The organism is Leptolyngbya sp. FACHB-671, assembly GCF_014695745.1.
Classification (GTDB): domain Bacteria; phylum Cyanobacteriota; class Cyanobacteriia; order Elainellales; family Elainellaceae; genus JAAUTN01.
Genome location: NZ_JACJOV010000023.1, coordinates 1 through 4,279, shown reverse-complemented (window position 1 = coordinate 4,279; position 4,279 = coordinate 1). Strand labels below are relative to the sequence as shown.

Sequence of the window (4,279 nt, the reverse complement as noted above, 5' to 3'; positions counted from 1 at the left end):
GGTAATTAAGAAGAAGTTTCGTAGAACTATATTCAAAATGTCTAAAAGATTGCTTTTTCCGCCACCATTAGGACCAACCAGGATATTAAACTTTTTATCGAACAGAAGTGCTGTTGAATCTTTGAAGCTCTTCACATTTTTGATTGAAAGACTACTTACTTTCATTATTTGAATGGCTTCTAGGGAGTTACAACGATGAGATTTTAACTTGAACTAGAAATAAGTACAAGTGTACGATAAATCTGAAATGGTGTTCTTTCAGCACGTTAGCCCATCAATGTAGTATTTGTAGTATTTTGTGTTATGTTGAGTTAAAACATTGTTCAGCCGTAAGAGATGATAGCGATGAACTAGATGAAGAAAGCGTAGGGCGTGGCAGCGATCGCTGTTCAGGAATCTTTGCCTGGTAAGCGGTAGCATTTCATAGTCTCCTGCGTGCCCCAACCTGTAGAGCCTACATACGAGTACGAGAGGAAACGTGCCACTGCAAGCAGTGGGCGCTTGTGAACGGGGAGTGCAAAGAACCTGGAAGGTGGGCTTAGAAGTAGCCATCCTTGAAAGAGTGTGTAACAACTCACCAGCGGAGCGCCCCAAGTAGCTGAGAAAGCGCAATGCTCTCAAAACTTGCACGCAGGAGATTTATTAAAACAGAGAAACGTTATGGACAAAACACGGCAGATCAAAATTAGCAAATACCTCAGCAAACATCTGCGACACGCACCAGAGCGGCTTGGACTGACTCTGGCGATCGCGGGTTGGGTGAACGTCGATGAGTTGCTATCTGCTTGTGCCGCCCATCAGTTTCCTATCACTCGTGCCGAGTTAGAAGAAGTCGTTGCTAACAATGATAAACAGCAATTCTCATTTGATGAGACGAAAACTCGTATTCGCGCCAATCAAGGACATAGTGTTGAGGTTGATTTAGAACTACAACCGCAAATCCCACCAGATGTGCTGTATCACGGAACGGGTGAACGATCGGTGACAGTAATTCTACAATCAGGGTTACTCAAGATGTCACGGCATCATGTGCATTTGTCTAAAGATGTAGAAACGGCTCGGAAGGTAGGAATGCGGCATGGTCGTCCTGTAATTTTTGCGATCGCTGCTGCCAGTATGCACCAGGCAGGATTCACGTTTTACTGCTCCGATAATGGAGTCTGGCTCGTGGATGAAGTTCCCCCGCAGTATTTAGAGGTGATGAGTATTCAAAACTGAGGATATCGAAAATGCAACTCCATCGATTTGATAGCGTTAAGGAATTTTGGCAATGCACTCAAAATTATCTGCTGCAATACGAGGCAGAACACAATGCGTTGCTGGGTGTTTTGCACACGCTGTTGTATTATCCAGAGCGTTATCCCGAACCACCCTATCTAGCACTTGTTCAAACAAATGACCAGATTCTAGCGATCGCCATCCGCACACCTCCAAACAATTTACTGCTGTCTAACGTACAGGATTTGAATGCCTTAAACCTCATTGCTCAAGACTTACAACACGAGAAACTACCAGGGGTTGAGGGTCTGGTAGCTGGGACCGAAGCGTTTGTGCAGATTTGGCAAACTCTCACTGGGCAATCTTATCAACGAGGAGTTGAGTCAAGAATTTATCAGTTAACCCAGGTAGAACCCGTAACAACGGTTAAAGGGCATCTCAGGCTTGCAACATCAGGCGATCGCCCCTTGTTATTAAAGTGGTTTGCTGCGTTTAATGCCGAAATTGACCTTGTAAGCGATGGCGAAATTGAACGGAGAGTAGATGTTGAGTTGAAGCGGCAGAGTACCTATTTGTGGGAGGATAGCGTTCCCGTTTCAATGGTTGGCGGTCGGCAATTTTCCTCAACAGCGGCTCGGATTGCCCCCGTTTACACTCCCCCTGAATATCGTCGCAAAGGGTATGCAACGGCTAGTGTCGCTGCCTTAAGCCAGAAGCTTTTGGAGCAGGGGTGCAATCGCTGTTTTTTATTCACTGATTTAGCAAATTCCACCTCAAACTCTATTTACCAAAAAATCGGTTATTGTCCCGTTTGTGACTGGCACGAATATTCATTCACCATGAAGGAGTAACCATGACGATTTACTTCTACGTCGAGCGAGAAAAGCCTTACGGTTGCTTCTCTAACTTCTCAGCGCATGGTTTCATGCTCGATAAGTTGTATTGGGCAACGAGCGAGCATTACTTTCAGGGACAGAAATTTATCGATACTCCCTACCTGGAAAAGGTACGACAAACTAAAACTCCCAAAGATGCGGCAAATATGGGGCGCGCGCAGTGAAGCTGATCCGTTCCGGATCGCTCCTTACCATTACGGTTTGATTGGGCGCAGGTCAAAGATGATGTCATGCGAAAAGCAGTCCTGCAAAAGTTTAGAACCCATGCAGATATCCGAGAAATTTTGCTGGCAACCGGAGATGAAGTGTTAGTGGAGAACTCTCCGATCGATTACTACTGGGGGTGTGGCAAAGATGGCAGCGGCAAAAACAAACTGGGGCAGATTTTGATGGAGGTGCGTGAGGTTTTACGCAACGAGAACTGATAGATGCAGGTAAGAGGAGGAGGAGATGATAAACTTAACTCAATACGATTACTATTTAGTTCTTGATCTAGAGGCAACCTGTTGTAATCGAGAAACCATTAAACGACACGAAACGGAAATTATTGAGATCGGAGCCGTCATGGTTGAAGCGCAGGGCTTAACCGTGATTGATGAGTTCCAAACGTTTATCAAACCCGTTCGTTATCCCATCCTCACAGAGTTCTGCAAGTCATTAACCTCCATCACCCAGGAACAAGTTGACCAGGCTCCAAGTTATGTGGAGGCATCTCCTCTCCTAAAGCAATGGTTGTCCAATTATCCCAATGCGATGTTTGGTTCGTGGGGTGATTACGATCGCAACCAATTCAAACAAGACAGCAAGTTTCACAACCTTCCTTTCCCCATTGCCTATCCTCACGTCAACCTCAAACAGTTGTTCAGTGAGGCTCAAGGCTTACCCAAGCGATACGGCATGGCAGAAGCCCTGCAACTGGCAGGAATTGAACTGGAAGGAACTCATCACAGGGGCATTGATGATGCCAGAAATATTGCTAAATTGCTGCCGTTCATTTTAGGCAGGCAGCAGCTACAACAGCCTTCAACCGCTTAATTAACAATGACTGACATCCACAAGCTACTCAACCAGATTGCCAGTGCTGAGGTGCAATTGCAAACAACCCAATTCCTTGCACCCTGTGTCAAAGGTGGGCGAGTTCGCACACGGGTAGCAGGAATGGTCTATACTTTCACTCCTAAACCTCGGCAGTTTGAAGGATGGGGTATTTTTCAGCCTGTGGATGCACAGACGGCAACGCTACTTGAAGAAGCAGATTTATCTCAGATTACTGCTTACTTACAGCAGTTTCCGACCATCCGACTGCGGTTAGCTTATCGCTTACAACATCAAAACTGGTTGGCATATCCCGTCAATGAAGCAGACATGCGGCAACGGTTTAAGATTGTCAAGCCTGTAGTTGTGCATCTGGTGACAGAAGGCGTTGCGTTTGAGCAAATCCTTGCTCGTTGGAATGGCAACTCCTGCTGGTTTGGGGAAGTCGATCGCCGCGCTGACCCTGCGATCGCAGAAACCCTACAATCTGCTCTCAAACAACTGATTCCCGTTGAGAAATTGCATTTTAAGGGGATTACTCCAGAAATGCGAACGCTCTACGAATTAGCAACTCAGCAGATAGAAGGGTTTGCCCAACCCCAACGGGATGAAAAGCGGCTGCGGCAAGCTCTCAAACTGGGTGGCGGTGAACTGCACCAGTTCCAGGATCGAGGGGATTACTGGACGGTGGATTGGACAACATCTGATGGCACTCGTCATACCAGTGCGATCGCCAAAGATGATCTGACTGTGGTGAGTTCTGGTATTTGTCTCAGTGGGCGCGATCGCGACTTTGACCTGCAATCGTTAGTGGGTGTGATGGAACACCAGGAGTAGTGAAGATATGAGCATCTTTTTTCATGAGCAGCTGTACCGGACAGATTCAGTCATGGCGAAGCTGAAGGATTTTCCTGTGAACATCTGTGGTGCAGGAGCTTTGGGCGCAAACCTGGCTGAGAATCTGGTTCGTACTGGCTTTGGCAAGCTCAAAGTGATTGATCGCGATCGCATTGAAGAACGCAATCTTTCCACGCAGCCCTACTATCGTTCGGATGTCGGTGCATTCAAAGCCAAGATTCTGGCGAATAACTTGTATCGGGCGATTGGGACAAAGGTAGAAGCTGAAACCA

General features: G+C 46.6%; 6 protein-coding genes and 1 pseudogene. 6 read left to right on the top strand and 1 reads right to left on the bottom strand.

Annotation, left to right across the window (positions count from 1 at the left end; genetic code table 11):
- On the bottom strand, positions 1-165 hold a 165-nt coding region (locus H6F93_RS35565; RefSeq protein WP_190678342.1), incomplete at its 3' end, for an AAA family ATPase.
- Positions 166-660: 495 nt separating this feature from the next.
- Between H6F93_RS35565 and H6F93_RS00865 the strand changes: the two genes are divergently transcribed.
- The 6 genes and pseudogenes from H6F93_RS00865 to H6F93_RS00840 all read left to right on the top strand — a co-directional run.
- The gene (locus H6F93_RS00865; RefSeq protein WP_190678339.1) at positions 661-1,218 is read left to right on the top strand and encodes an RNA 2'-phosphotransferase; all 558 of its coding nucleotides are present in this window, start codon (positions 661-663) and stop codon (positions 1,216-1,218) included.
- 11 nt (positions 1,219-1,229) lie between these two features.
- Positions 1,230-2,069 (top strand): GNAT family N-acetyltransferase, encoded by an 840-nt coding sequence (locus H6F93_RS00860; protein ID WP_190678337.1) that lies wholly within the window; start codon positions 1,230-1,232, stop codon positions 2,067-2,069.
- A gap of 2 nt (positions 2,070-2,071) precedes the next feature.
- Positions 2,072-2,539, top strand: a pseudogene (gene ybiA, locus H6F93_RS00855) (riboflavin biosynthesis intermediates N-glycosidase).
- Between the two features lie 25 nt (positions 2,540-2,564).
- Entirely contained in the window at positions 2,565-3,149 is a 585-nt protein-coding gene (locus H6F93_RS00850) for a 3'-5' exonuclease (protein WP_190678335.1), read from the top strand.
- Positions 3,150-3,155: 6 nt separating this feature from the next.
- Entirely contained in the window at positions 3,156-3,986 is an 831-nt protein-coding gene (locus H6F93_RS00845) for a hypothetical protein (RefSeq protein WP_190678333.1), read from the top strand.
- Between the two features lie 7 nt (positions 3,987-3,993).
- On the top strand, positions 3,994-4,279 hold a 286-nt coding region (locus H6F93_RS00840; protein WP_190678331.1), incomplete at its 3' end, for a ThiF family adenylyltransferase.

Bases quoted from the DNA above. Each gene is read 5' to 3' on its own strand.
- H6F93_RS00865 (WP_190678339.1), top strand. From the start codon at position 661: ATGGACAAAACACGGCAGATCAAAATTAGCAAATACCTCAGCAAACAT.
- H6F93_RS00860 (WP_190678337.1), top strand. From the start codon at position 1,230: ATGCAACTCCATCGATTTGATAGCGTTAAGGAATTTTGGCAATGCACT.
- H6F93_RS00850 (WP_190678335.1), top strand. From the start codon at position 2,565: ATGATAAACTTAACTCAATACGATTACTATTTAGTTCTTGATCTAGAG.
- H6F93_RS00845 (WP_190678333.1), top strand. From the start codon at position 3,156: ATGACTGACATCCACAAGCTACTCAACCAGATTGCCAGTGCTGAGGTG.